This window comes from Tenacibaculum sp. 1B UA (assembly GCF_033978845.1).
In the GTDB taxonomy this organism is placed as follows: Bacteria; Bacteroidota; Bacteroidia; order Flavobacteriales; family Flavobacteriaceae; genus Polaribacter.
Map to the genome: position 1 here is coordinate 1 of NZ_JAKVUA010000025.1, position 22,464 is coordinate 22,464.

Annotated in this window: 21 protein-coding genes; 18 read left to right on the forward strand and 3 right to left on the reverse strand. The window is 29.9% G+C overall.

Translation table 11 applies throughout. From position 1 onward, the window contains the following. Positions 1–209: 209 nt before the first annotated feature. From MK851_RS14480 to MK851_RS14505, 6 genes are all read left to right on the forward strand, one after another. Positions 210–827 (forward strand): hypothetical protein, encoded by a 618-nt coding sequence (locus MK851_RS14480; protein WP_320244575.1) that lies wholly within the window; start codon positions 210–212, stop codon positions 825–827. 325 nt (positions 828–1,152) lie between these two features. After that, entirely contained in the window at positions 1,153–1,857 is a 705-nt protein-coding gene (locus tag MK851_RS14485) for a hypothetical protein (protein ID WP_320244577.1), read from the forward strand. 80 nt (positions 1,858–1,937) lie between these two features. Next, the gene (locus tag MK851_RS14490; RefSeq protein WP_303510846.1) at positions 1,938–2,915 is read left to right on the forward strand and encodes a hypothetical protein; all 978 of its coding nucleotides are present in this window, start codon (positions 1,938–1,940) and stop codon (positions 2,913–2,915) included. A gap of 163 nt (positions 2,916–3,078) precedes the next feature. Then, positions 3,079–4,122 (forward strand): DKNYY domain-containing protein, encoded by a 1,044-nt coding sequence (locus MK851_RS14495; RefSeq protein ID WP_320244581.1) that lies wholly within the window; start codon positions 3,079–3,081, stop codon positions 4,120–4,122. 137 nt (positions 4,123–4,259) lie between these two features. Further along, positions 4,260–5,024 carry a type I methionyl aminopeptidase gene (gene map / locus MK851_RS14500; RefSeq protein WP_320244583.1) on the forward strand — a complete coding sequence of 255 codons (765 nt, stop codon included), beginning with the start codon at positions 4,260–4,262 and terminating at the stop codon, positions 5,022–5,024. A 102-nt stretch (positions 5,025–5,126) separates the two neighbouring features. Then, positions 5,127–6,410: an APC family permease gene (locus MK851_RS14505; RefSeq protein WP_320244585.1), complete on the forward strand. Its 1,284-nt coding sequence runs from the start codon at positions 5,127–5,129 to the stop codon at positions 6,408–6,410. 41 nt (positions 6,411–6,451) lie between these two features. On the opposite strand, the gene MK851_RS14510 is transcribed toward MK851_RS14505, so the two are convergent. Next, positions 6,452–7,486: an RluA family pseudouridine synthase gene (locus MK851_RS14510; protein ID WP_303510857.1), complete on the reverse strand. Its 1,035-nt coding sequence runs from the start codon at positions 7,484–7,486 to the stop codon at positions 6,452–6,454. Positions 7,487–7,503: 17 nt separating this feature from the next. Further along, positions 7,504–8,085 (reverse strand): PASTA domain-containing protein, encoded by a 582-nt coding sequence (locus MK851_RS14515; RefSeq protein WP_303510861.1) that lies wholly within the window; start codon positions 8,083–8,085, stop codon positions 7,504–7,506. A 154-nt stretch (positions 8,086–8,239) separates the two neighbouring features. Between MK851_RS14515 and MK851_RS14520 the strand changes: the two genes are divergently transcribed. From MK851_RS14520 to MK851_RS14545, 6 genes are all read left to right on the forward strand, one after another. Beyond that, the gene (locus MK851_RS14520; RefSeq protein WP_320244589.1) at positions 8,240–9,223 is read left to right on the forward strand and encodes a D-alanine--D-alanine ligase; all 984 of its coding nucleotides are present in this window, start codon (positions 8,240–8,242) and stop codon (positions 9,221–9,223) included. After that, entirely contained in the window at positions 9,223–9,675 is a 453-nt protein-coding gene (gene coaD, locus MK851_RS14525) for a pantetheine-phosphate adenylyltransferase (protein WP_303510865.1), read from the forward strand. The genes MK851_RS14520 and coaD overlap by 1 nt, the downstream gene beginning before the upstream one ends. 20 nt (positions 9,676–9,695) lie before the next feature. Further along, the gene (locus MK851_RS14530) at positions 9,696–11,441 is read left to right on the forward strand and encodes a M14 family metallopeptidase (protein ID WP_320244592.1); all 1,746 of its coding nucleotides are present in this window, start codon (positions 9,696–9,698) and stop codon (positions 11,439–11,441) included. A gap of 62 nt (positions 11,442–11,503) precedes the next feature. Continuing rightward, positions 11,504–12,022, forward strand: coding sequence for an RNA polymerase sigma factor (locus MK851_RS14535; RefSeq protein ID WP_320244594.1), 519 nt, complete (start codon positions 11,504–11,506; stop codon positions 12,020–12,022). A 78-nt stretch (positions 12,023–12,100) separates the two neighbouring features. Continuing rightward, the gene (locus MK851_RS14540) at positions 12,101–13,018 is read left to right on the forward strand and encodes a FecR family protein (RefSeq protein ID WP_320244595.1); all 918 of its coding nucleotides are present in this window, start codon (positions 12,101–12,103) and stop codon (positions 13,016–13,018) included. Then, the gene (locus tag MK851_RS14545; protein WP_320244596.1) at positions 13,019–15,391 is read left to right on the forward strand and encodes a TonB-dependent receptor plug domain-containing protein; all 2,373 of its coding nucleotides are present in this window, start codon (positions 13,019–13,021) and stop codon (positions 15,389–15,391) included. A 40-nt stretch (positions 15,392–15,431) separates the two neighbouring features. Here the strand turns inward: MK851_RS14545 and MK851_RS14550 are convergent, their stop codons facing one another. Beyond that, the gene (locus MK851_RS14550; protein WP_320244597.1) at positions 15,432–16,607 is read right to left on the reverse strand and encodes a GlmU family protein; all 1,176 of its coding nucleotides are present in this window, start codon (positions 16,605–16,607) and stop codon (positions 15,432–15,434) included. A gap of 104 nt (positions 16,608–16,711) precedes the next feature. On the opposite strand from MK851_RS14550, the gene MK851_RS14555 reads away from it, so the two are divergent. The 6 genes from MK851_RS14555 (at position 16,712) to MK851_RS14580 (ending at position 22,403) form a co-directional block, all read left to right on the forward strand. Next, a complete protein-coding gene (locus tag MK851_RS14555) occupies positions 16,712–17,098 on the forward strand; it encodes a 6-phosphogluconate dehydrogenase (protein WP_115901465.1) in 387 nt (128 codons plus the stop codon). After that, positions 17,088–17,636, forward strand: a complete 549-nt coding sequence (locus MK851_RS14560) for an acyl-CoA thioesterase (protein WP_320244599.1) — start codon at positions 17,088–17,090, stop codon at positions 17,634–17,636. The genes MK851_RS14555 and MK851_RS14560 overlap by 11 nt, the downstream gene beginning before the upstream one ends. A 2-nt stretch (positions 17,637–17,638) precedes the next feature. Next, positions 17,639–18,331: a cyclase family protein gene (locus MK851_RS14565; RefSeq protein ID WP_320244601.1), complete on the forward strand. Its 693-nt coding sequence runs from the start codon at positions 17,639–17,641 to the stop codon at positions 18,329–18,331. A 251-nt stretch (positions 18,332–18,582) separates the two neighbouring features. Then, positions 18,583–19,671, forward strand: coding sequence for a hypothetical protein (locus MK851_RS14570; protein WP_320244603.1), 1,089 nt, complete (start codon positions 18,583–18,585; stop codon positions 19,669–19,671). A 9-nt stretch (positions 19,672–19,680) separates the two neighbouring features. After that, a complete protein-coding gene (locus MK851_RS14575; protein ID WP_320244605.1) occupies positions 19,681–21,768 on the forward strand; it encodes a M64 family metallopeptidase in 2,088 nt (695 codons plus the stop codon). Positions 21,769–21,851: 83 nt separating this feature from the next. Next, entirely contained in the window at positions 21,852–22,403 is a 552-nt protein-coding gene (locus tag MK851_RS14580; protein WP_320244607.1) for a hypothetical protein, read from the forward strand. Positions 22,404–22,464: the final 61 nt, after the last annotated feature.

The window sequence follows — 22,464 nt, forward strand, 5'->3', positions numbered from 1 at the left end:
GTATATAATAACCTTAATCCTCTCTTTTGTTCTTTCTGTTTATGTTTCTAATTTAATGAATTACAAACTTAAGCCGTGTATAATTCATTGCTAGTTATAGCCTACTTACGAAAGTCCTCGCGGATTTTCTATTCGGTTTTTATTTGCTAAATTACGTGCTAAACCACGCAACAAACCATATACAAACACGTTGTAAATAATTTAAAACAATGAGTACAAGAAAGAATTTAATTATATTATTATTGTTAACTTTAACATTAACAAGTTGTTCATCTATTAAAAAGACAAGTAGTTCTACCGATAAAGAAGAAATTTTTATAATCATAGAAAAGCCAAATGAAAATTATATTTGGAGGAAAGGACTATTAACATTAAATGTTAAAATTATAAATAACAGCAATTCTAAAATTACCATTGTTAAACCTTCTTCTGACCCTAATTTTAGACCAGGGAAATATTATGCTTCTATTGAGAATGAGTTTGAAGGAACATCTTGTATTTCAGAAGTAAGTTTTTATGATGAAGACCCACCGAAACATTATGCCTCTATTTCTGACTTTATAACCATTGAAGCAAACAGTGAAAAGTCTTTTGATTTTTCTAATGAACACTTAAATTATTGTGGTGAAAATTCTCAAAATTCAGATACTGCTTGTGTAAAAATTAAAATGTACGGACACAAAACTAAATATGATGCGAATAGTGATTTTATATTAAATAATTATGCTAGTTATAGCATCGAAGAAAAGAACAAAATTATTGAGTTATACAACACACTACATACAGTAGATATTGAAAGTAATATTATATGTGTGAAAGTTAAATAAAACTATTTACAATAATGGTAACCGTTGCACAAGCTATTAATTTCACAAAAACAAGATATAAATAAGCCCTCAAGAGGGCTTTTATTTTATAATGTAATTTAGTTTCAGGTTAAAGATATGAGGCTTAAAAAGAAGTAAAATAAGTTGTATGGTTACTTTTAAAGAAAAACAAACTACTTTAAACCGTACATTTTTGTACGGTTTTTTATTTTGTTTTATCTTGGCTAACGCTTAATAAAAAAGAATAAAATTGCTGTCAACTTCCTTTTCTTATTTCCTAAACAAGTTTACTTTAATTATAATGAAATACTGCAATATAATATTTATGTTATTACTTTTTCAAAGCTGTAATACAACTACACTTTCAGAAAAAGAAGCTAATAACATTTCAAATATACAAGTTGAAATATTGATTGAAGATGGTATTAAAGAAACATCGTTGAATAAAATTAATGCTTATATATCTAATGGTGAAAAAAGAATTATTAACGAAAATATAAAGGTTGTATTAAACGGAAAACCATTAAAATTGTTTGTTAGAACTGGAAATTATTACGATAAATATCCTGTTTATTTGACAGATAATCTAGTACGAAGAGAATCCTACTACTTTGAAATAATTTTACCAGACAGCACTAGATATCCAATAGCTTATATAAAGCCTAGTAAAATAACATCAGAATTCAATTTTCCAAAAAATATACCTTTAGATGAAGACTTCGTACTAGACTGGAAAACTAATAATATATCAGCAAATGTAGAATTATGGAAACTAGTACATCAAAAAGATAAACCAAATACGCACTCGGGAGGAAGATATGCAGAATCAACAATTCATCATACTATAAATACTAAAAATGGAAGCTACAAAGTACCAAAATTGTTTTATGAAGATTCTTTAACAATTGCTGATTATTTAAAAATTCGAATAAGCAGTAGGGAAAGTGGATTGACAAACCCTAAATTAATAACAAATAGTAAAGTTTCATATACTTATGTAATAGAAAAAACAATTAATTTGGAAAATTAATCTATCCTCGTTTTTTGTTATACAAAACCTTAAAAACCACTGGTAACCAACCCAATAAACTTCCAAATAAAATAATTAATATGGCAAGAATATATTACGACGAAAAAAAACTACATGGAAAATCGTTTAAATCAGCTATTCTTAATATCAATTCTTTCAAGTACATATTTGAAAATACAATTATTCCAAAAAACTTTCCAAAAAAAATTGAGTTTACTAATTCTAAAAAAGAGGTTTTTAAAACGTTACTTTTATATACCGACGATATTGAATATAATTCAAGCAAACGTAAAGTTTATATTCCAAATTCAATCATATTTTATGATTACGAAGATTATAACTTCCCTACAGAGTTTTATTTTATTGTTAGAATTGAAAACCAAATTGAAATAAGAAAATGTAATGGTGGGAAAGATGTAAAATGGTTTCATATTCCAGATATGCATAAACCTGTTTCTGATTTAAAAATTATAACTAAAGTAGAAGCTAGTTTCTCAGAACTCATTAAACTCGTAGAAGAAAATTTAAAAAGAGAAAAAAAATCAAATAAAAAAGTAAACACAAAAAAAGAGCGTCCATCTATAAACAATATTCAACGAGAAGCATACCAAGAACTGGTAGAAACATGTGTTTTAAACAAAAAAGAATGTGTTTTAAATCATATAAAAAACCTTAAAAACTATGATAATGACAGTGAATATTTTACAACACTTAATTATCTAATAGACCTTTTAGAAGATGACGATATTTCGTTTATAATACGATTAGACTGGAAAGCTGATATTAAAGATTTAGAATGGTTTTTAAAATCAACATTAAAAGATAATTATAACTTATCTATTGACTTACCCAGTCCTAATGATTATACAAAAAATGCATCTATTTCTTTTGATAATGTTTTTGAGGATTTCGACAGGCCTTTAAGACAAAATAACCTTCAATTAGGTTTTATAGATACTCAATCAGACGAATATGTTTTTATTTTACATAAAATTACAGATAAAGAAAAAATACAAAAACTTATTAAGCTTATTGGATACAACTATTACGAAAAATAAAAGTTATTTAAGTTACAAACACTAATTATATAGTTATTTAATGAACTTAATTACAAACCACCCATATTTATCAACAATCATAATTATACTTGTTTTGAATTCTATAATTAAAAAAATTACACGAGCTAAACATTCTCCTCTTCTAAAGGTATTCTTATTTATAATGGCAATTATCTCTCAAGCTTGTAGTCCTTTTGCAGGTCCTGTAGATAAATCTATTTCAGACTCCTATTACTATTCAAAATCAAAAAGTAACATCTGTTATTCTCCTATGGGAAATTGGTTTGAACTGGGTAATACCAAAATAAATGCAGATGTTGAGAGCTTCAAAGTCTTAGGAAGAGATTTTGGAAAAGACAAAAATCACTTATACTTCAAAACTCATATTATAGACAACGAGGTAGATGTTGCTACTTTTTATGTTGATGATGACAATTACATCTGTTTTGATAAAGACCATGTATATAGAGCTTTAAATTATTTACCTCACGACTTTTCACAAACAAATCAAGAGAAAAGGCATTTATGGAAAGTTGCTAAAGCTAATCCTAGCACATTCCAAAAAATGGATAGCGATTGGTCTAAAGACAACAAACATTATTTTTATAATTATGTTCCTATTGATGTAGATTATAGTTCATTTACAATTATAAATAATAACTTTGTTAAAGATAAAAATAAAGTATACTCGTTAAAAAATTATGATTTATTAGCATTAACAATAGATCCTACCACAACCAAAAAAATCAACAATAGATATATTGCCGACAAAAACAATATTTATGATTTTCAAGAGTATCAAAATGGTAAAATAGTAGATTCTTTAATCTCAATACCTTATCAAAACATCGATGATTTAACTATTTTAAAAGATAAATTTCTATTATTTGATAATAAGGTTATTTATGATGGAGTAAGGGTTAAAAAAGCTGATGCTTCATCTTTTGAAATAATTCAATTTCCGTATTCAAAAGATAAAAATCATGTATTCTATCACGGAGATATAATTGAAAAAGCTGACCCAAACACCTTTAGTATTTTTGAAACATCTTTTTACTCAAAAGATAAAAACCATGTATTCGTTTATGGGAAGCTATTAAAAGATGCTGATGTGGCTACTTTTGGACCAGTAAATAAGAAACACTCTTTACTATATAAGGATAAAAATCATACTTATCGAGGAGATCAAATTGTAGAGAACAATTAAACCTACTATTGAATAGTAACTATTTGAAAACAAACATGAAATACGAATACACTATACTTTTTAGTACTTTTGTTACTCTATAAAAACTTACTTATACTTCTTAAAAATATAGAGAAGTCTTAATTCAAAAAAATAAAATGTCAATAACAAAAGAATCAGAGCTTATTGGAATGAAAAAAATTAGTGAAGTAGTTGGACTAACTCTTAAGCTAATGAGAAAATATGCTAAAGTTGGAATGTCTACCAAAGAACTCGACGAATATGGTGGTGAAATTTTAAAAAGTTACGGAGCTAAATCTGCTCCATATGTAACTTATGGCTTTCCTGGCTATACTTGTATTAGTGTAAATGAAGAAGCAGCTCACGGAATTCCTTCTGATAAAAAAATTCTAAAAGAAGGAGATTTAATTAATATTGATGTTTCTGCTGAGTTAAATGGTTTTTGGTCAGACAATGGAGGTTCATTTGTACTAGGTAAAGACATTCACAATCACCAACCTCTTGTAGATGCATCTAAAAACATCTTAAAGAAAGCTATAAATAATATAAAGGGAGGTGTTAAAATAGCTGACATAGGGTATTTAATAGAAACTGAAGCCAAAAAATTTGGCTTTAAAGTAATTAAAAACCTAGCGGGACATGGAGTTGGAAGAAGTTTACATGAAGAACCAGAAAATATTTTAAACTATAGAGTAAAAACTAACCGAGAGCGATTTAGAAAAAATACTACGGTGGCAATTGAAACTTTTATCTCTACAAACTCAACTATAGCTGTTGAATTACAAGATGGGTGGACTTTGGTTGGAAATAAGGGAGGTTATGTAACACAACACGAGCAAACAATATTAGTAACAGGAAAAACTCCAGTTATATTAACAAAATCTAATGAAATTTGGTTTTAAGTAACTAGTTACTCCTAAAACTATTTCTTGTGCCTTACAAATTTTTTTTTCAAAATAAATAAGTACTTTAGTGGCTGTTACATTAACTAACAGTCACTAACTATGTCCAAAAAAATAGGATTAAAAGAAGCAATTTCAATAGGAATTGGTGGTATGGTAGGCGGTGGTATTTTTGCCGTTTTAGGTCTTGCTGTTTTACTTGCCAAAGGAGGAACTCCTATTGCTTTTTTACTTGCAGGAATACTAGCTTTACTAACTTCATACAGCTATGTGCATCTTTCAAAAAAATATCCAGATAAAGGTGGAACTGTAAAGTTTATTAATCAAGGGTTTGGTAGAACTATTTTTAGTGGAGCTATTAATAATCTTTTATGGATTAGTTATATTATCATGCTCTCGTTATATGCTTCTGCTTTTGGCTCTTATGCTCCTAACCTATGGGAAATAACTCAAAACAAAACAATCAATTTTCACATATACGCTAGTGCAATTATTATAATAGCTACAGCTATTAACTACTACAGCATTACCGTAGTTGGAAAAATTGAATCATACGCAGTAGTTATTAAACTTATAATTCTTATTGGTTTTATTGCCATCGGAGCTTATGGACTAATAGGAAATACTAATATGGCTCAACTATCTATTAGTAACTGGGAAAACCCTATCAAATTATTTGCTGGTGGTATGGTTATTTTTGTAGCCTATGAAGGCTTTGAGTTAATAGCCAATGCTGCTCCCGATATTTTAAATCCTGAAAAAAACATATCAAAAGCTTATTACTACTCTGTAATATTTGTAATTGTATTATACATTATCATTGCTCTTGTTACTGTAGGTTCTCTCCCATTCAATCAAATTGCGAAAGCACAAGATTATGTACTAGCAGAAGCCGCTAAACCAATGTTAGGGCAAGTAGGATTTACTATCATAACCATAGCTGCATTAATTTCTACATTCTCCGCTATCAATGCTTCATTATACGGGGGGAGTAAAGTAAATTATGAAATTGCTGAAGATAATGAACTGCCACATCATTTTCTAGCCAAATTTTGGAATCAACCTATCGGATTACTAATTACCGCTATAGCAACTCTAGTATTAGTTAACACATTAAATTTAGAAAGTATTTCTACTGCTGGTAGTGTTGGGTTTATCCTTATTTTCGGAATTGTAAATTACGTAGGCTTTAAGCTTTCAAAAGAAACAAACTCTAATAAAGCAATTCCTTTATTAGGTTGTATTCTATGTACAATCGCCTTAGTAATTCTTATTAAACAGCAGCTAGAGTCTAACCTTACAGGTGTATTTGTTTCTTTTGGTATTATTAGTCTATGTTTTATTATTGAGTCGATTTACAAGAAAAACGAAACAAAAGCTATATAAAATGAATTCATTTTATATAGCTTTTGCCTTTGAGTAAGTTTTTATTCTTCCAATTTAGAATGTTCAGAATACGTACGCCATTTCTCTAAACAAGCGGTAATATCTTCAGGTACTTCAGAATCAAACTTTAGAAACTTCCCAGTAGTTGGATGCGTAAATCCTAAGGTTTTTGCATGTAAAGCTTGTCTTGGTAACACTTTAAAACAGTTATCTACAAATTGTTTGTATTTAGTAAAAGTAGTTCCCTTTAAAATAGTATTTCCCCCATAACGTTCATCGTTAAAAAGCGTATGACCAATATGTTTAAAGTGAGCTCTAATTTGATGCGTTCTACCCGTTTCTAACTTACATTGCACTAATGTTACATATGTAAGTCTTTCTAACACTTTAAAATGAGTAACTGCATGCTTACCATGTTCTCCCTCAGGGAAAACATCCATCTGAAGGCGATTTTTAAAGCTACGTCCTATATTTCCCTCAATAGTACCTTCATCTTCTTCAATATCCCCCCAAACTAAAGCATAATACAAGCGTTCCGTGGTACGATCAAAAAACTGCTTAGATAAATGTGCCATTGCATATTCAGTCTTAGCAACCACCAACAATCCACTAGTGTCTTTATCAATTCTATGTACTAAACCAGGTCGCTCATTTGAGTTCTTAGGTAAATTTTCAATATGGTGTATTAGTCCGTTAACCAATGTTCCTGAATAATTTCCATGACCTGGATGCACTACCATTCCTGCTCGTTTGTTCACTACTATTACTTCATCATCTTCATATACTATATCAATAGGAATGTCTTCTGCAACTAATAAGTTTTCATGAGGTGGGTATGTTAATACAACTCTCACAACATCCTTAGGTTTTACCTTATAATTAGGCTTAACGGCAATATCATTTACCAAAACATTTCCTGCCTTGGCTGCTTGCTGTATTTTATTTCGTGTAGCATTTTCAATAAAATTCATTAAAAATTTATCTACTCGTAATGGTACTTGCCCTTCTGTAGCTACGAACCTATGGTGTTCGTATAAATCATCATTTTCTATCTCTGGAGTGTTATCTTCCTGCATCAATCAATTATAAAAAATTAGTATCCATTACCATCACCTAAAATCAAGTCGATGGTTGTTTGTTTTGGTAACTTAGTTCCTGGTTCTATTTTTTGTCCGTTGTATTTTAATCCACGAACCACATCTTTTCCTATATCATGAACCCAAGTAACTTTTGTTCCTACCTTAAATCCAATAGAACGTAAGTGTGTTGTTGCTTGACGCCTTGTACGTCCGTTTAAATTAGGCACTTCCACATCTCTATACTTTGACGGATTCAAGGTTAAGTATATCTTACGCTTTTCTTTTACAAAATCACCTGCTTCCGGATCTTGTTCAATAATTGATTTCTTTGGATAATCTGGGTTATAGCTAGCACTATCAATTACCACAAAATCTAAGTTCAACTCTTCTAACTTTTGCTCTACGTCACTCAAAGACATTTTGTGCAAGTTAGGCACCTGTATTTTTTGATTATGATTCGTTGTAACTCCTAACCACCATTGTAAAACAAATACAAAAACAAGTATCGAAACAATTGCTATAATTACGTTTTTTAAAAAAGATTTACTTTTAATAAATTGAAATAAACCTTTAAACTTTTCTGTAAAATTACTCATATCATTTTTTTGTAAGATCGCACAAATTTACAGTAAAAATATTACTATTTTAAATTCAATAAGTCTTAAACGAGTTTTTTTGGTAAGTTTGTATAATCCAACAGTTGGATTTTAGGCAAACAATGATAAAAACAGTAATTGAAATACATTTGAAGTGAAAAAAAACATCGCTATTATTATGGGAGGTTATTCCTCAGAAGTAGGAATTTCTCTAAAAAGTGGTAATGTAGTTTACAAACATATTGATACAGAAACATATATCGCATATAAAATTCATATTTTAGAAGATAAATGGGTATATGTTGACGATAATGAAGCGGAACATCCGATAAATAAAAAAGATTTTTCAGTTGAAATTGAAGGACAAAAAATCACATTCGATTGTGTTTTTAATGCTATTCACGGTACACCGGGTGAAAACGGTGTTATCTTAGCTTACTTTGATCTTATTGGTTTAAAACACACCTCTGCCCCTTTCTATCAAATGGCTTTAACCTTTAATAAGCGCGATACCTTAAGCGTGGTAAAACAATACGGAATAGCAACTGCCATTTCTATTTATCTTAACAAAGGTGATGAAATAGACTGTGATGCTTTTATAAAAAAAGTAGGACTTCCATGCTTTGTAAAACCAAACGGGGCAGGTTCTAGTTTTGGTATTTCAAAAGTATACACAGAAGAAGAACTAATTCCTGCTATAGAAAAAGCTTACAAAGAAGATACTGAAATATTAATTGAAAGTTTTTTAGATGGTACTGAGGTTTCTGTAGGAGTAATTCAATATAAAGGAGAAACAAAAGTATTACCAATGACCGAAATTGTTTCTGAAAATGATTTCTTTGATTACAAAGCAAAATATGAAGGAGAATCACAAGAGATTACCCCTGCGCGTCTAACGAACTCTCAAAGAAAAAGAGTTAAAGAAGTTGCCAAACGCGTATATGAAATTTTAAACATGCGTGGTTTTTCTCGTTCTGAATATATTTTAGTTAACGATGAACCACATTTTATAGAAATGAATACTGTTCCAGGATTAACTGAAGCTAGTATTTTACCACAGCAAGCCAATCATGCAGGTATTTCTTTAATGGAGTTATTTGGAAATGCTATTGAAATGGCTTTAAACGACAAAATATAATGAAAAGAGCAATTTTTCCTGGGTCTTTTGACCCAATTACTTTAGGACACTTAGATATTATTGAACGTGGCGTTACACTTTTTGATGAATTAATCATCGCAATTGGTGTAAATGCAGATAAAAAATATATGTTTTCTTTAGAAGAGCGTAAGCGTTTTATAGAGGAAACTTTTAAACACGAACCTAAAATAAAAGTACTTACCTATAGCGGACTTACCGTGAATTTTTGTAAAGAACAAGATGCTCAATTTATTTTAAGAGGTTTACGTAACCCTGCTGATTTTGAGTTTGAAAAAGCTATCGCACACACCAACAGAAAACTTTCTGAAATTGAAACTGTTTTCTTACTAACCTCTTCGGGAAAAAGCTATATTTCTTCATCTATTGTAAGAGATGTTATAAGAAACGACGGTGACTATACAGGACTAGTACCTGATGCTGTTAGAATTTAAACTTAAAAAACGCCTTTCTTTTGAAAAAACTACTTGTACTATTTCTAACAATAACTGTTTCTTGTAAACAAAAGCCTACAAAAAAAATTACAGATTTTACAACACTGTTTGAAACCTCAAACGGAACAGAAACACCTACATATCAAAAAGTAATTTCTTTTTATGAAGGTTTAGCTGAAGTATATCCTGAAATTTCTTTGTTTGAAATAGGTACTACAGATATTGGGGAACCTTTGCATTTAGTTGTTTTCAATACTGAAGGGAAAATCGACGTCAAAGAACTTAAAAGTTCTTCAAAAAATAGAGTTTTAATCAACAACGGTATCCATCCGGGAGAATCTGATGGAATTGATGCTTCAATGCTTTTATTAAGAGACATCGTTCAAAACGATTCTTTAAAAAGCAAATACAAAAACTCATTAATTTGTGTTATTCCTGTCTATAATATTGGCGGAGCATTAAACAGAAATTCACATACGAGAGTCAACCAAAATGGTCCAAAAGAATACGGTTTTAGAGGAAATGCTCGTAATTTTGATTTAAATCGTGATTTTATTAAACAAGACACCAAAAACGCTGCCGCATTTGCTGAGATTTTTCATGCTATAAATCCAGATGTTTTTATTGATAATCATGTAAGTAATGGAGCAGATTACCAATATGCTATTACTCATTTATTCACTCAGCATAATAAATTAGGAGGAAAACTTGGTGAGTTTATTGAAACAAAAATGCGTCCTAAAATAGAACAGTCTTTGGCAGAAAAAGATATTATTATTACCCCATACGTAAACGTTTGGGGAAACACTCCTGAAAGTGGTTGGTCGCAATTTTTTGATTCTCCTAGATATTCTACTGGCTACACTACCCTATTCAACACATTAGGATTAATGGTTGAAACTCATATGTTGAAGCCATACAAAATTCGAGTAGAACAAACATATGAATTGTTGCTCTCTACTTTAGACTTTTCTGAAGAAAACAGTACTAAAATAAAAGATTTACGAGAAAAAGCCGTTGAAGAAATCATTAATAAAAAAACATATCCTATCTCTTTTAAAGTTGATAACAACAATCCTTCAGTATTAGATTTTAAAGGATATAAAGGAACTTTTATAGATAGTAAAGTTACCAACGGAAAACGTTTGTTTTATGATAGGACAAAGCCTTACAATAAAAAAGTTTCTTATTATAACAACTTTGTTTCTACCAAAGAAATTACCATACCAAAAGCTTATATATTAGAACAAGGTTGGCATGATGTTGTAGAGCGATTAAAAAATAACAAAATTGAATTTATCCGTTTTAAAAAAGACACTATACTAAATATTGAAGTTCAACATATAAAAGACTTCAATACTCGAAAAATGCCATATGAAGGTCATTATTTACACTATAACACTATAGTCTCAAAAAATAAAAAAGCTATTTCCGTTAAAAAGGGAGATATTTATATCCCAACGAATCAAACAGGAATACGTTATATTATTGAAACCTTAGAAACCGAAGCTACAGATTCTTTTTTTAACTGGAATTTTTTTGATACTATTTTACAACAAAAAGAAGGGTACTCTGCTTATGTTTTTGAAGATATTGCTGAAGATTTCTTAAATAATAATCCTTCAATAAGAGAAGAGTTTCTTAAGAAGCTAAAACTGGAGGGAGATTTTACTAAAAACTCGCAAGCACAATTGTACTGGATTTATCAGAAAACGCCTCATCACGAAAAAGCACATAAGAAATTACCAATTTTTAAGTTATATTAATAATTTTTTAACCTCTTAATTACATTTTCATACATTTGCTACCGATTAGGAACTTGATTTAAATGAATAAAGAACCCTTAAAATCTGTTTGTAAGCAAAAAAATTTTGAAGAAATTTTTAATCAACACTCACAAACATTGAGAAATTATATATATTACAAATGTGGCGATACTCAGCAAGCTGAAGATATCGTACAAGAAGCATATATAAAGTTATGGAGCAATTGCGCTAAAGTTATTTTCGAAAAAGCCAAATCTTACCTATATACAGTAGCCAACAATCATTTTTTAAACGATATAGCACACAAAAAGGTTGTTTTGGAGCATCAAAAAAAAAACGTTTCTTCTGGTAAAACTAATGAGACACCTCAGTTTATTTTAGAAGAAGAGGAATTTCATATAAAGCTAAAAAAAGCAATTGCCGACTTGCCAAAAAAACAACGAGAAGTTTTTTTACTTAGCAGAATAGACAAAAAAAAGTATAGTGAAATTGCAGAAATTGTTGGGGTTTCTGTGAAAGCAGTAGAAAAAAGAATGAGTAAAGCGCTGCTTACCTTAAAGGAGCAAATAGGTAAAGTATAACAAAAAATAATATTTGTATTAGGTAGGGTAATTAGTCTTCTACTTGTTTTTAATACAAATAGCACGAATATATAGAAAATGAATATAAACTATAAAGATGAAACCTTTTTAGCCAGATGGATAGCCAACGAGCTATCAGCTGAAGAATTGAAAGAGTTTCAAAAAACTGAAGCTTACCATCAATTCAAAGCTATTGATGATGCTTCGCTATTATTAAAAGCTCCCTCCTACAATAAAAAGGAGGCTTTTAATAAAATTACGGAAAATATAGAGTTTGTAAAAACTAACAAAAAAGTGGTGAAGTTAATCCCTACTTGGTTATACGGTGCAGTTGCTTCTATAGCTTTATTAATTAGCTTTTTATACTTTAATAACAGTACATCTAATTTTTCTACAAATTATGGAGAACAACTAACAATTACTTTACCTGACAACTCTAAAGCTCATCTATCACCTAAATCTACAATAACATATAAAAAACAAAACTGGAACGATAGAAGGGAATTGTCTTTAAAAGGGAAGGCTTTTTTCGAAGTGGAGAAAGGAGAATCTTTTACTGTACAATCTAATGGAGGTAATGTAACCGTACTAGGAACAAAATTTACTGTAAATACTTCAGAAAACTATTTTGAAGTTAAGTGTTATGAAGGTAAGGTAAAAGTTACCTCAAAAAACAAAGAAGATATTATTCTAACTAAGGGAAAAGCTTATAGAAATTATAGTAATTCTATTGAAAAGTGGGGATTTGTAGATGTTTTTCCTTCTTGGATAAAAGGAGAAAGTTCTTTTAATAATACTCCTCTACTTCAAGTAATAAAAGCTTTAGAAAATCAATTCAAATTAAAATTTGACGCTTCAAAAATAGATACCTCTCAACGCTTTACTGGTACTTTTACACATGAAGATGTTGATATAGCGCTACAAACTGTTTTTGCCCCTATGAAAATTTCTTATAAATTAGCGGAAAATAGTTCAGTTATATTGACATACAAGTAAATGAAGATAAAATTAAGTATACTTTTTATATGCTTAGCGATGTCTATTTTTTCTCAGGAAAAGGTAGACATTTCTTTTATTGATGTTCCTTTATTAAATGTTTTAAAAGAAACAGAAACCTATTTTGGAGTAAAATTTTCTTTTAATACTGAAGTTATTAATGGTAAAAATATCTCTTTTAAGAAAAAGGAATGTGAACTTGTGTATCTTATTAGTGAAGTTGAACGTCAAACAGCTTTAATTTTTAATCAAGTTAATGAACGTTATTATTATATAACAAAAAGCTCAATCTCCAAATCAAACGAATATAATCTTTTAAAGGAAGTCCTCGTAACTAACTATATTACCTCTGGTATTAATAAAAAAAGAGATGGAACTATATCTATTCTTCCAAAACAATTAGGCGTTTTACCAGGGTTAACTGAACCAGATGTATTAGAAAGTTTAAAAATTATCCCTGGCGTTCAAAGCCCCAACGAAACAGCTACAGGAATATATATAAGAGGTGGAACACCCAATCAAAACTTAGTTTTGTGGGACGGGATAAAAATGTATTATTCTGGGCATTTCTTTGGAATGATCTCAGCATTTAACCCATATACTACCAAAGAAATTACCCTCTCTAAAAGCGGCACAGGTGCAAGGTATGGAAACAGAGTATCGGGTGTAATTGATATTAAAACTACAGAGAAGATACCAAGTAAAATAACGGGGAACTTTGGTTTGAATATGACACATGCAGATGCTCTTCTTACCATTCCTTTTTCAAAAAAAACGGCGCTATCTTTTTCTGCCAGAAGGTCTTTTTCTGATGTTTTAAAGACATTTACTTTTAATAAATTATCAATGCGTGTTTTTCAAACATTTGATGATAATCAAGAAAATCAAATCATTGATAAGAATATTAAATTTGATAGAGATAATGAATTTAAATTTTCTGATTACACTACAAAGTTTGTATATAAACCTAATGAAGATGAGTTTTTAAGTGTAAGCTTCTTACACACAAAAAACCAAATGTTTAACAACTTCATAATTCCAAGGTACAAAGACAAATACAATGATAAGTTAGATATTAATAACACTGGTATAAGTGTAAATTGGAAAAAACAGCCCTCTGAAAAAAAGATTCATAATATAAAAAGTTATTTCTCTAATTTTCAGCTTGATTATGAAGGAAATTATAACTACATAGACAACTACCTAATTTTATTATCTACTAAAAGCAACTCTATAACTGATTTTGGTCTTTCATATAATATGAATTATTCTTTTAATGATAAAACAGATTTATTTTGGGGCTATGACTTTACATCTACCAAAGTAGCTTATGAATTAAAGTATTCTATAGACTTAGAAAATGAGAACAGGTATTCTTCATTACAAGAAGATAAAGGAACAAATAACACACATTCAATTTTTGCTGAATACTTATACGATAATAATAACTGGAATATAAATTCAGGTATAAGATTTAATTACTTTTCAAAAATCGATAAATTTGTTGTAGAGCCTAGATTATATTTTGAAAAAAAGCTTACATCAAGTTTAAGTTTCAAAGCCTCTTTTGAACAAAAGCATCAAACATTGAGTCAAATTATAGAGTTTCAAACTTCAAGGTTAGGTTTTGATTTAGAAAACCAAATATGGGCTCAGGTAAATAATGAAAATATTCCTCTACAAAAAAGCTTACAAATTTCTACTGGAATACTTTTTAATAAAAGTAACTGGAAAATAGATATTGAACCTTATTATAAAAAGGTTAGCGGAATGACATCACAAACAATCGGTTACAACGATCAAACCAGTGATTTTTCTAACGGTAAAGGAAAAATATATGGTATCGATATACTCATTAACAAAAAGTTTAATAACTACAGAACTTGGATTAATTATTCCTACACAAAAAATAGGTTTAAATTTTTAGACTTAGAGAATACATTTTTTCCTGCAAATCATGATATAACCAATTATTTTTCTTGGTCTCATGCTTATAAATTAAATAACTACGAATTCTCTCTTGGATGGATCTTTAGAACTGGTAATCCTTATACAGCTATTAAAAGATTTTATACTGATGACGAAGATGCTCCTCGTATTATCATAGATTCAGATAATATCAACGGACTCAGACTAACTAATTATAGTCGATTGGATGCTTCAATGACCTACTCATTTAATTTCTCTGAAAAATGGAAAGGTAAATTAGGTTTCTCCTTACTTAACATTTTTAATAAAAAGAATATTTTGAATAGAACCTACAACGCTATTCCAATTAGAAATTCTGATAATGAAATTGGGTATAAACTAAAGGAAGTAGATAAAATTTCTTTGGGAATTACCCCTAACTTTGTTTTTAGAGTAAATTTCTAACAAAAAAGACTCTACAAAATATGTAAAGTCTTTTTTTAGTTTAATAATTTCTATATTGTTTTGTTTCTTCAAAAATGTTTTCTAAAATTTGTTTTTCTCTTTCATCAAATTCAATACCTCGTCTTTTCATTACTACTTCAGCAACCTCAAAAACTTTATTTGTTTTATATTCAGTAAAACCTGTAGCTCCCCCCCAACTAAACGATGGAACAAAGTTTCTAGGAAAACCACTTCCAAAGATGTTAGCTGAAACCCCAATAACTGTTCCTGTATTAAACATAGTATTAATTCCGCACTTTGAATGATCTCCCATCATTAATCCACAAAACTGTAATCCTGTTTTAGAAAAACGACCTACTTCATAATTCCATAACTTAACTTCAGCATAATTATTTTTAAGATTTGAATTATTACTATCCGCACCAATATTACACCACTCTCCTAACACTGAGTTTCCTAAAAACCCGTCATGCCCCTTGTTTGAACATCCAAATAAAACTGAATTGTTCACCTCTCCTCCTACTTTACAATAAGGTCCTAAAGTAGTTGCTCCGTAAATTTTTGCACCCAACTTTAACACTGAACTCTCACACATAGCTAAAGCTCCACGCACAACTACTCCTTCCATTATTTCAGCTTTCTTACCAATATAAATTGGACCTGTCGAAGCGTTTAATGTTGCAAAAGTTAGTTTAGCACCTTTCTCAACGAAAATATCATTTCTATTAACACAATTAACAGTTTCTGGTATTGGTTGAGACTTTCTACCTTCAGTTATTAAATCAAAATCAGCTCTAATCGCTTTATCATTCAATGAAAAAATATCCCATGTATTTTTTATTTGAATGATATCATCTTCAAATTCAATATGCTCATAAGCAGAAAAATCAACTTCTTCTTGAGTATCTGTTGTAAAAAAAGCAATAACATCTTCACCTTTAAAAATAGCTTGATTAACTTGAAGGTTTTTAACCATTTCAACCAGAAGTTTAGTTGGTAGAAAAGAAGCATTTAATAATACATTTTCTTCCATTTCAACCATTGGGTATTTCTCTTCTAAATACTCTTCTGTTACCGTTGTTGTAGTTAAACCTAAATACTTTTCCCATTTTTCTCTAATGGTTAAAATCCCTACTCTAATATCAGCCACTGGTCGTGTATATGTGAATGGTAATAAGGCTGTGCGCACATCACCATCGAATAAAATATAATTCATATTAATCGTTTTTTGAAGCAACACAAACTTACCACTTTCAATTCATTTTACAAGTCAAAATATAAACCTTACTTTTGTTATTATATATGCTTCAATATGTTACTATGAAAAAAATTTTAGGTTTAATTTTAGTTGGTATTACTGTTATAGCAGCGCTATACTACGCTTTTATTTATTTTGTTCCTTACAGTGAAGGAGTTCGCTCAGGTGAACTAATAAAAATTAGCTACAAAGGTGTGGTAGTAAAAACTTGGGAGGGTGAAATTAGCCAAGGTATTTCAGGCGCACAAATTTTTTCTTTTTCTGTAGAAGATGGTCAAAAAGAAGTTATTAAGAAGCTTCAAGAATACCAAGGTCGTTATGTAAAAGTGACTTATAAAGAGCGCTTCGGAACCTTCTTTTGGTTAGGTGATACAAAACATTTTATAACCCATGTTGAAGAAGAACAATCTCCTCACTTTAGAGGAATAAAAAAAGACAATGAACAATAATAGTTATAGAAACATAGAAGATACTCATATTACTATTGCTGAGTTAATGCTTCCTTCTCATGCTAATTTTAGTGGAAAAATTCACGGTGGGTACATTTTGAAGCTTATGGATCAAATAGCTTTTGCCTGTGCCTCTAAACATTCAGGAACTTATTGTGTAACAGCATCAGTAGATACTGTTAACTTTATCAATCCAATTGAAGTTGGCGAACTAGTTACCATGAAAGCTTCTATTAATTATGTTGGTAAAACTTCAATGGTGGTTGGTATACGAGTAGAAGCGCAAAATATACAAACAGGAAAGACCAAGCACTGTAATTCTTCTTATTTTACTATGGTAGCTAAAAAAGACAATGGTGATAATGCCAAAGTTCCAGGAATTATTATCAATCACGATAATGAAATGCGTCGATTTTTAGAAGCTATTCATAGAATAAAAATGAAAAAAAATAGACAAGAAAAGTTTGACAACGATAATTTTACTGCTAAAAACTACATTGAAGAACTTAAAAATTACAATGTAAAGATTGAATTATAACTATGCCTGAAATTATCGATTTAAGTCAAGATATTTTTGATGGAATGCCTGTTTACAAAAGCCTTCCTCAAGTTAAAATGTCTGTACACAACACCCATGAAGAATGGGACGGAATTGAAAATCCTACAACCAAAACTCCTGCTGTATATAAACTAGAAATGGGAGAGCATACAGGAACTCATGTTGATGCTTTAAACCATATGGCTGCCAAGTATGAAGGAAAATCTATAGATACTATGCCCCTCAGCATGTTTTATACCGAAGGAATTTGTTTAGATTTTTCTCATAAAAACTTACAAGAATTAATTACTTCTAATGAAGTAAAAGAACAACTAGAAAAAGAAAGACTTAGTATAAAAGAAGGTGATACTGTTCTTTTTTGTACAAACCATTATACTAAACATTTTAATACTGAAAACTGGGGAAAAGGTCCAGGTATTACAGCTGAATGTACTGCTTGGTTAGGTGAACAAAAAATTGCTGCTTTTGGTGTAGAAACTATGTCGCCAGGGATACCTAAAATATCTAATAAAGAAGTACATCATATTTGTGGAGAAATGAGTTTTACTCATTATGAAAACATGGTAAACCTAGATAAACTATTAGGCAGAGGTAGATTTCGTTTCATCGCTTTACCTTTAAAAATACGAGGAGGAACAGGCTCTCCTGTAAGAGCTGTTGCTATTTTTGAATAAACAAATCCCTTAACTTTTACTTATCCATACAACTATATAATTATATAGATAATACATTGTTGACTTGCTCTCCATAGTCATACTTCTGCTCTTCTTTTTAAAGGAAAAAATACACCTTATCTACAACATATAACCTGTGGAAAAAGAGGGAAAATCCCTCTTTCAAAACTATCCTTTTACATTCTCTAAAAAACAAACTCAAAAGTAACTTTGTAAACTAATAATCAACTCATTAACCTAAAACTATTATAATGAAAAAACTAACAATTGTAATAATCTGTTTACTTATGAGTAATTATTTGTTTTCACAACAAGTAAACATTAAGTATAACGTTAACAATCACACCCTATCAGGTAAATTAAACAGAGCCTCTATTTCTTCAGTTATAAAAGAATTATCTAAACAAAACTTTCTTTTATTCATAGTTGGAGACAATAAAAACTTTAGTGTCACAGGTCAATTAGCAAACACATCTGTTGATCGTGCCCTTTCAGAAATCATTCCTTCCAATATCAAATACTTTTATAAAATCGACTCTAAAGAAGGAGAAATAAATATGGTTTCTAAGACTACTAATAACCTAGTAAGCCTAAAAAATTCAAAATTACTCTTACTGAAACAAGCAAATGATAAAAATAAAAATATAGACAAAAACAAACCAAAATTAGGAGTTAGCACTAGCTTACTTCAAGTAAAAAAAATCAACACTTTTAAAAACATAAGAAAAGTAAAAGATCCTTTTAAGCCTAAAAATGCAAGGTTTAGCGGTACTACAGCAATGGGTAAATCTGGAGGAATTAAACCTGCCTCTTCTAGAAGTATTAGAAAAATTGACAATCTATCTCCTGAACTAAGCTTGCAAAACAAAAAAAATAGGGTAAGTAAAAAACATTTAGTAGTAACATATAAAATTACTAATAATGGAATGACTCCTGTTTCAAAAACTGAAGTAGAAGGTAGTTATTCTCTACCTACAGAAGAATCAGGTAATTGGGCTATCATTGGCTTGGATGGTAATAATACCGTACTTGCCGAAACCTTTGAAAACCCCCTTAGTTATAGAACTATTTTTGATCCTAAAAAAAGTGATCATAAAGAGTTTACTGCAAATGAAGCTTACGTTTCTGTTAAAATGCCCATTAAATACAAATCAAAAATAGCTTCAGAAAAATTAGACCTTAAGCTAGTTAAGTTTAAAGATGTTTCCAACGCTAAAAATGTTTTACAAAAAGTAAAGAGGAAACAGTTAAGAAAAAGTGATTTAAACACCTCTTTTCAAATCTTAAAAACAGCTCCAAAAGCTGACTTTTCTAAGCTTAAAAAAATTACTAACCAATAATCAGAAAAAATGAAAAACTTATATAAAACATTAATAATATTAATGTCCTTTCTAACTGTTATAGCCTATTCACAAACAAAAAAGACTTTACTTTATAACGGAAGTTCAGCTTCAAAATTTGATATTGTATTCATGGGAGATGGATTTACTTCGTCTAACCAAAGTGAATTTAATAACTTGGTTGCTGATTATTTTAAAGCGATGTTTACCCATGAAAACGGTAACTTAGACAACGTTTTATCTGAGCTACAAGATGCTTTTAATGTACACAGAGTAAACTTAAACTCAAGTCAATCAGGAGTAACCCAATACACATGTGATAATGATGATTGTAGTAATAATCCTGATAGTAACAGAAATACAGCGCTAAATTTTAGATATTCAGGATGCTGGAATTGTTGTTGGATGTCAAAATCTAGTAATACTGATACTAAAATTAACAATGCATTAAATTCTGTTGGTTTATCTGGTGCTGATTTTGTAGTAGTTATCTTAAACGAATCTGGTTTTGGAGGTTGCTCTTATGGTAAAGTTTTATCTATTACTAAATCTACTAGCAACAATGTACTATTACATGAATTAGGGCACTCCGTTGGTAAACTAGCTGACGAATATTCTAGACCTGGTTGTTTTAGTGGAACCAACCCTTCAGCAGTGAACGTTGATAAAAATAACAATCCAAACAAGTGGAATAAATTTGCTAGAAGCACTGTAACTACTGGATCTCCATCAGAATATAATGTAGATGGATTTGAAGGTGGACGCTATAATACAACGTGTATTTACCGTCCTTCAACCAATAGTACAATGAGAGGAAATACGAACCTATTTAATCCACCAAGTTATAACGAATTCTGGAAAAGAAATAAATCAAAAAGCAATTACAATTTTAACAAACCAATAATAGGTAATTTTCAAGGAAACAGCTATAATGATGTCGTGCTTCACTATGGAAACTATATTACTGCCTACCCTACCGAACACCCAAAAGGTTTTACAGGTAGTGGAGCAAACATAACACGTCCTGCAAACTCTTATATAACTACTAAAACTGTTAAAGGTTCAGGTGGTACATGGTATATCTCTTCAAAAGATAGATTTTATGTAGGAGATTTTACAGGTGACGGGTATGATGATCTGCTTGTATTCTTCCCAAATAATCAATATTCAAGATTAGGAATATTAAAATCTACTCCTGACGGATTCGAATGTATTAAAAAAATATATTATAATCTTACTGGTTGGCAGATGCGTAATGGAGATCAGTTTTTTATTGCTGATTTTAACGGAGATGGAAAAGATGATTTTTACATTTTCAATGCTACTAACTGGAATCAAGGATATATGGGAATGTTCAGGTCAACTGGTAGTAACTTTTCTTATGTAAAAAGATATGACAAATATTTACCTGGTCATTACATGAGTTCTACTGACAAATATTTTGTAGCCGATTATACAGGCGATAATAAAGAAGAGTTAGTATTATTCAATACGAGTTCTAAAGTTACCAGAATGTTTAAATCTACAGGAAGTTCACTAACAAAAACCAAAGAATATTTTGCCAGTTTACCAGGCTGGACAAGCAAGTCTGGTGATAAATACCATATTGCTGATATTAATGGAGACGGAAAAGATGACGTATATATTTTTAATGGTACTAACTGGGGGCCTGAATATCTATTATTGCTTAGGTCAGATGGAAACGAATACAAATATATTAAAAGATATAATGATGCTTTACCAGGTTGGAACATGAATAACCATGATAAATTTTATGTTGCTGATATTAATGGTGATGGAAAAGACGATTTATATGTCTTCAATAATCAAGATTGGTCTACTCAATACTTAGGACGTGTAATTACCAATGGTAATACAGTTAGTGTAAATTATCAAAGCGACTGGGTTGGCGGTTGGAATCTTGGAAGTAGTGATAAATTAATTGTAGACGACCGTAAAACAGGAAAAGATAACTTATTTATACACAATACTAACTGGTTTTCTTACATGTGGCCAGGTTCATCTAACATGTATATAAAGGGAATGTATAAAGATTACATACATGCTTTTAAATATCATGATTATGGATGGTATTAATACAGTAACTTTATAAAAAAAGAGTAACGCGGCTATAATTAACCGTGTTACTCTTAATTTTAAGAAACTCTAAAGTATTTATTATGAAACATTTTGCTTTATTTCCTTTAATTTTTCTATTCCTTGTTTTAAACTGTAAAAATTATTCTTCTAAAAAATCTCAAAACGACTTTAACTCATCACAAAGTATTTCTAAAACTCAAGATTATTATTTCACTGTTAATTTTGAATTTACAAAAGAGGATTATCAACTAATTTCGAAGTCTCAAAATGAAGGTGATTTGTTATTTGATATCCAAACTCCTACTGATATGTTTTTGGTAGCGTATAAAAATAAAGAATTATTCTTTTACAGTGAACTAAATGATCCATTAACCATAAGACCCGTGGGAGAACGAGAAATGGAAAAAACTATAGAAAATGGCTCAGAAAACATCAATTTACCGAAAAAGTTTGCTCGAAAAAACAATATCAAAAACCTTGAAATCTATATTTATAAAGTAAATGGATATATTGAAGACTTTGATACCGAAGTTTATTCAAAAGAAAAGATAAGTCAACTGGAAAAAGAGAAGCTCATTAAAAAAAGATATACTATTAACGCTAAGCAATTAGTTAACTTTTTAAATCAATAAAAAAATCCGAAGGTTAACCTTCGGATTTTTATCATCAATATATTGTATTTATTCTTACAAC

What these genes read in the sequence shown, in the direction of transcription:
- MK851_RS14480 (WP_320244575.1), top strand. Translation starts at nt 210, where the DNA reads ATGAGTACAAGAAAGAATTTAATTATATTATTATTGTTAACTTTAACA.
- MK851_RS14485 (WP_320244577.1), top strand. Translation starts at nt 1,153, where the DNA reads ATGTTATTACTTTTTCAAAGCTGTAATACAACTACACTTTCAGAAAAA.
- MK851_RS14490 (WP_303510846.1), top strand. Translation starts at nt 1,938, where the DNA reads ATGGCAAGAATATATTACGACGAAAAAAAACTACATGGAAAATCGTTT.
- MK851_RS14495 (WP_320244581.1), top strand. Translation starts at nt 3,079, where the DNA reads ATGGCAATTATCTCTCAAGCTTGTAGTCCTTTTGCAGGTCCTGTAGAT.
- map (WP_320244583.1), top strand. Translation starts at nt 4,260, where the DNA reads ATGTCAATAACAAAAGAATCAGAGCTTATTGGAATGAAAAAAATTAGT.
- MK851_RS14505 (WP_320244585.1), top strand. Translation starts at nt 5,127, where the DNA reads ATGTCCAAAAAAATAGGATTAAAAGAAGCAATTTCAATAGGAATTGGT.
- MK851_RS14510 (WP_303510857.1), bottom strand. Translation starts at nt 7,486, where the DNA reads ATGCAGGAAGATAACACTCCAGAGATAGAAAATGATGATTTATACGAA.
- MK851_RS14515 (WP_303510861.1), bottom strand. Translation starts at nt 8,085, where the DNA reads ATGAGTAATTTTACAGAAAAGTTTAAAGGTTTATTTCAATTTATTAAA.
- coaD (WP_303510865.1), top strand. Translation starts at nt 9,223, where the DNA reads ATGAAAAGAGCAATTTTTCCTGGGTCTTTTGACCCAATTACTTTAGGA.
- MK851_RS14535 (WP_320244594.1), top strand. Translation starts at nt 11,504, where the DNA reads ATGAATAAAGAACCCTTAAAATCTGTTTGTAAGCAAAAAAATTTTGAA.
- MK851_RS14540 (WP_320244595.1), top strand. Translation starts at nt 12,101, where the DNA reads ATGAATATAAACTATAAAGATGAAACCTTTTTAGCCAGATGGATAGCC.
- MK851_RS14545 (WP_320244596.1), top strand. Translation starts at nt 13,019, where the DNA reads ATGAAGATAAAATTAAGTATACTTTTTATATGCTTAGCGATGTCTATT.
- MK851_RS14550 (WP_320244597.1), bottom strand. Translation starts at nt 16,607, where the DNA reads ATGAATTATATTTTATTCGATGGTGATGTGCGCACAGCCTTATTACCA.
- MK851_RS14555 (WP_115901465.1), top strand. Translation starts at nt 16,712, where the DNA reads ATGAAAAAAATTTTAGGTTTAATTTTAGTTGGTATTACTGTTATAGCA.
- MK851_RS14560 (WP_320244599.1), top strand. Translation starts at nt 17,088, where the DNA reads ATGAACAATAATAGTTATAGAAACATAGAAGATACTCATATTACTATT.
- MK851_RS14565 (WP_320244601.1), top strand. Translation starts at nt 17,639, where the DNA reads ATGCCTGAAATTATCGATTTAAGTCAAGATATTTTTGATGGAATGCCT.
- MK851_RS14570 (WP_320244603.1), top strand. Translation starts at nt 18,583, where the DNA reads ATGAAAAAACTAACAATTGTAATAATCTGTTTACTTATGAGTAATTAT.
- MK851_RS14575 (WP_320244605.1), top strand. Translation starts at nt 19,681, where the DNA reads ATGAAAAACTTATATAAAACATTAATAATATTAATGTCCTTTCTAACT.
- MK851_RS14580 (WP_320244607.1), top strand. Translation starts at nt 21,852, where the DNA reads ATGAAACATTTTGCTTTATTTCCTTTAATTTTTCTATTCCTTGTTTTA.